Below are 4,353 nucleotides of genomic sequence, written 5' to 3' on the forward strand. Positions count from 1 at the left end.
CCAGATGGCCGTGCACGTTCCGCTGTCGCTCGAAGCGCAGCTGGAAGCGCGCGTTCTGATGATGTCGACCAACAACATCCTGCACCCGGCCAACGGGCAGCCGATCATCGTGCCTTCGCAGGATATCGTGCTCGGCCTCTACTATCTGTCGCTCGACCGCGACGGCGAGCCCGGCCAGTTCCGCAAGGGAGCGAACGGCGAGCCGATCGGCGGCGTCTATGCCGACATGGGCGAGATCGAGCATGCGCTCGCCGCCAAGGCGGTGACGCTGCACGCCAAGATCAAGGGCCGCGCCTGGACCTATGACGAGAAGGGCAACCGCGTGTCGAAAATCTTCGACACGACTCCCGGCCGCCTGCTGCTCGGCCAGCTGCTGCCCAGGCATCCGAAGATCCCCTTCGACGTCGCCAACAAGCTGATGACGAAGAAAGAAATCTCGGCGATGATCGACACCGTCTACCGCAATTGCGGGCAGAAGGAGACGGTCATCTTCTGCGATCGCATCATGGCGCTGGGCTTCCGCGAGGCTTTCAAGGCGGGCATTTCCTTCGGCAAGGACGACATGGTCGTGCCGCCGACGAAGGAATCGATCGTCGAGTCGACGCGCGCCGCCGCCAAGGAATACGAGCAGCAGTACAACGACGGCCTGATCACGCAGGGCGAGAAGTACAACAAGGTGGTCGACGCCTGGTCGAAGTGCTCGGACAAGCTCGCCGAAGAGATGATGGTCGGCATTTCGACCGTTCGCAAGGACGAGCACGGTCGCGACAAGCCGATCAACTCGATCTACATGATGTCGCACTCCGGCGCGCGTGGCTCGCCCACGCAGATGCGCCAGCTCGCCGCCATGCGCGGCCTGATGGCCAAGCCGTCGGGCGAGATCATCGAGAGCCCGATCATCTCGAACTTCAAGGAAGGCCTCACCGTTCTCGAGTACTTCAACTCGACGCACGGCGCGCGCAAGGGTCTTGCCGATACGGCGCTCAAGACGGCGAACTCGGGTTACCTGACCCGCCGTCTGGTCGACGTCGCGCAGGATTCGATCATCACGTCCTATGACTGCGGCTCGACCGGCGGCATCCGCATGCGCGCCATCATCGACGCGGGCCAGGTCGTCGCCTCGCTCGGCTCCCGCATTCTCGGCCGCACCGCGGCGGAGGACATGAAGGATGCCGATGACAAGGTGATTGTCGCCGCGGGCGAGCTGATCGAGGAATGGCACATCGCCAGGATCAACGCCGCCGGCATCCAGGAGGTGAAGATCCGCTCGGTGCTGACCTGCGAGGCCAAGAACGGCGTCTGCGGCAAGTGCTACGGTCGCGACCTCGCGCGCGGAACGCCGGTCAACATGGGCGAAGCGGTCGGCGTGATCGCGGCCCAGTCGATCGGCGAGCCGGGCACGCAGCTCACCATGCGCACGTTCCACATCGGCGGCGCGGCGCAGATCGCGGACCAGAGCTTCATCGAGTCGAATTTCGACGGCGTGGTGAAGATCCGCAACCGCCACCTCGCGCGCAATTCGGACGGCGATCTGATGGTTATGGCGCGCAACGTCGCCATCGTCATCGTCGGCCCGGACGGCGCCGACCGCGCGGTGCACCGCGTGCAATACGGCTCGCGCCTGAAGGTGGACGAGGGCGACAAGGTCAAGCGCGGCCAGCGCCTGGCCGAGTGGGACCCCTACACCCGTCCGATCCTGTCGGAAATCGACGGCGTCATCGGCTTCGAGGACTTGCTGGAAGGTCAGTCCATGAGCGAGAGCGCCGACGAATCGACGGGCATCACCAAGCGCATGGTCATGGACTGGCGCCTGAACCAGCGTTCGGCTTCGCTCAAGCCCGCGATCGTCATCAAGGGCAAGGACGGCAAGATCGGCAAGCTCGCCCGCGGCGGCGAGGCGCGTTACATGCTGCCGGTCGATTCGATCATCGCGGTCGAGCCGGGCGGCACGGTGCAGGCGGGCGACGCGGTGGCGCGTATCTCGATGGATTCGGCCAAGACCCGCGACATCACCGGCGGTCTGCCGCGCGTCGCGGAATTGTTCGAGGCGCGCCGTCCGAAGGATCACGCGATCATCGCGGAAATCTCCGGCACGGTGCAGTTCGGGCGCGACTACAAGAACAAGACCCGCATCGCCATCGTCCCGCACGAAGAGGGCGGCGATTCCGTCGAGTATCTCATCCCGAAGGGCAAGCATATCCACCTTCAGGACGGCGACATCGTCGAGAAGGGCGATTACATCGTCGACGGCAATCCGGCGCCGCACGACATTCTGGCGATCAAGGGCGTGGAGGAGCTGGCCGCCTACCTCGTCAATGAAATTCAGGAGGTCTACCGGCTCCAGGGCGTGAACATCAACGACAAGCACATCGAGGTCATCGTCCGCCAGATGCTGCAGAAGGTCGATATCGTCGATCCCGGCGACACCGACTTCCTGGCCAACGAGCAGGTCGACATCACCGAATTCGACGCCGCCAACGAAAAGGCGCTGGGCGAAGGCGGCAAGGTGGCGACCGGCACGCCGGTGCTGCTGGGCATCACCAAGGCCTCGCTGCAGACCAAGTCGTTCATCTCCGCCGCCTCGTTCCAGGAGACGACGCGCGTCCTGACCGAAGCCGCCGTCAACGGCAAGGTCGACACGCTCGAAGGCCTGAAGGAGAACGTGATCGTCGGCCGCCTGATTCCGGCGGGCACGGGCGCAGCGATGAGCCGGATTCGCCAGGTGGCCACCGGGCGCGACGATCTGATCCTCGCGCAGCGCGCGGAAACGTCCTCCGGCGCGCCGCAGATCGCTACGGCGGAGACGGAGAGCCGCTGAGGCGTCCGTTTCAACGCGCGGAAAAGATTAAGCTTTTCCTAACGAGGCCGCCCTACGGGGCGGCCTCTTTTTCAGGCAATGCGGCACAGCGAAAAACCTGAGTCATTTCAGCGTGTTTTCGACGTTTTCCGGGTTGACTGGATTCGGGGGGGCGCATATAAGCGGCCCGAACTCGACAGGCCGTAGGCCCATGTTGTTTGCCGCGACTCGCGGAAAACGCTGCGGGACCTAAACGCTGTCGGCCTCACCTGTGACTAGAAGTCATTCGGCTAAAGGCTCTTTACGGGCCGGAAGTCGTTCAGGAAGGCAAGATCGCCGCGTCAGCGCGGTGGTCCTCTGCAACCGCAGCGCCTGAAGCCATTCGGCTGAAGGCGTTGATTCGTTTGCGCATGCATATGTCTGCGCAGGCGATCCAGTTTCAACTTTTCGCTTCAGAAGGGCGAAGAATGCCGACGATCAGCCAGTTGATCCGCAAGCCGCGGCAACAGAAGACCTACCGCGAAAAGGCCCGCCATCTCGGCGCGTGCCCCCAGAAGCGCGGCGTGTGCACGCGCGTCTACACCACGACCCCGAAGAAGCCGAACTCGGCGCTGCGCAAGGTCGCCAAGGTGCGTCTGACCAACGGCTTCGAGGTGATCGGCTACATCCCCGGCGAGGGCCACAACCTTCAAGAGCATTCCGTGGTCATGATCCGCGGCGGCCGCGTGAAGGACCTTCCGGGCGTGCGCTACCACATTCTGCGCGGCGTGCTCGACACGCAGGGCGTCAAGGACCGCAAGCAGCGCCGTTCGAAGTACGGCGCCAAGCGTCCGAAATAAGTTTCGAGGAGACCGAAATGTCCCGTCGCCACAGGGCAGAGAAGCGCGAAGTCATCCCGGACGCCAAGTACGGCGACGTGGTTCTCGCGAAGTTCATGAATTCGATTATGTACGACGGCAAGAAATCCGCCGCCGAACAGATCATCTACGGCGCCTTCGACCAGATCGAAGCGAAGGCGAAGGCCGATCCGCTCGGCGTCTTCAAGTCCGCGCTCGACAATGTCGCGCCGGCGATCGAAGTGCGCTCGCGGCGCGTCGGCGGCGCGACCTACCAGGTTCCGGTCGAGGTTCGTCCCGAGCGCCGTCAGGCGCTTGCGATCCGCTGGATCATCACGGCCGCCCGCGGCCGCAACGACAAGACGATGGTGGAACGCCTCTCGGCGGAGCTGCTCGACGCCTCGAACAACCGCGGCAACGCGGTGAAGAAGCGCGAAGACACGCACCGCATGGCGGAAGCCAACCGCGCCTTCTCGCATTACCGCTGGTAAAGCGAACAGAATTCCAAGGACACCAAGATGCCCCGCAGCCATCCGATCGAAGACTACCGGAATTTCGGTATCATGGCGCATATCGACGCCGGCAAGACGACCACGACGGAGCGCATCCTCTACTATTCCGGCAAGAGCCATAAGATCGGCGAGGTGCACGAAGGCGCCGCGACGATGGACTGGATGGAGCAGGAGCAGGAGCGCGGCATCACCATCACGTCGGCCGCCA

The 4,353-nt window shown here is 63.9% G+C and carries 4 protein-coding genes; all 4 read left to right on the forward strand.

Features of this window, described 5'->3' with window-relative positions; genetic code table 11:
* On the forward strand, positions 1–2,818 hold a 2,818-nt coding region (locus tag QM712_RS35990), incomplete at its 5' end, for a DNA-directed RNA polymerase subunit beta' (protein WP_415027893.1).
* Between the two features lie 446 nt (positions 2,819–3,264).
* Positions 3,265–3,636, forward strand: coding sequence for a 30S ribosomal protein S12 (gene rpsL, locus QM712_RS35995; protein WP_415027894.1), 372 nt, complete (start codon positions 3,265–3,267; stop codon positions 3,634–3,636).
* A gap of 17 nt (positions 3,637–3,653) precedes the next feature.
* Positions 3,654–4,124, forward strand: a complete 471-nt coding sequence (gene rpsG / locus QM712_RS36000; RefSeq protein WP_415027895.1) for a 30S ribosomal protein S7 — start codon at positions 3,654–3,656, stop codon at positions 4,122–4,124.
* A gap of 27 nt (positions 4,125–4,151) precedes the next feature.
* A partial coding sequence (locus QM712_RS36005) for a GTP-binding protein (protein WP_415027896.1) occupies positions 4,152–4,353 on the forward strand: 202 nt, incomplete at its 3' end.

Origin of the sequence: Bradyrhizobium sp. (assembly GCF_047605465.1) — a bacterium.
Taxonomy (GTDB): domain Bacteria; phylum Pseudomonadota; class Alphaproteobacteria; order Rhizobiales; family Xanthobacteraceae; genus Bradyrhizobium.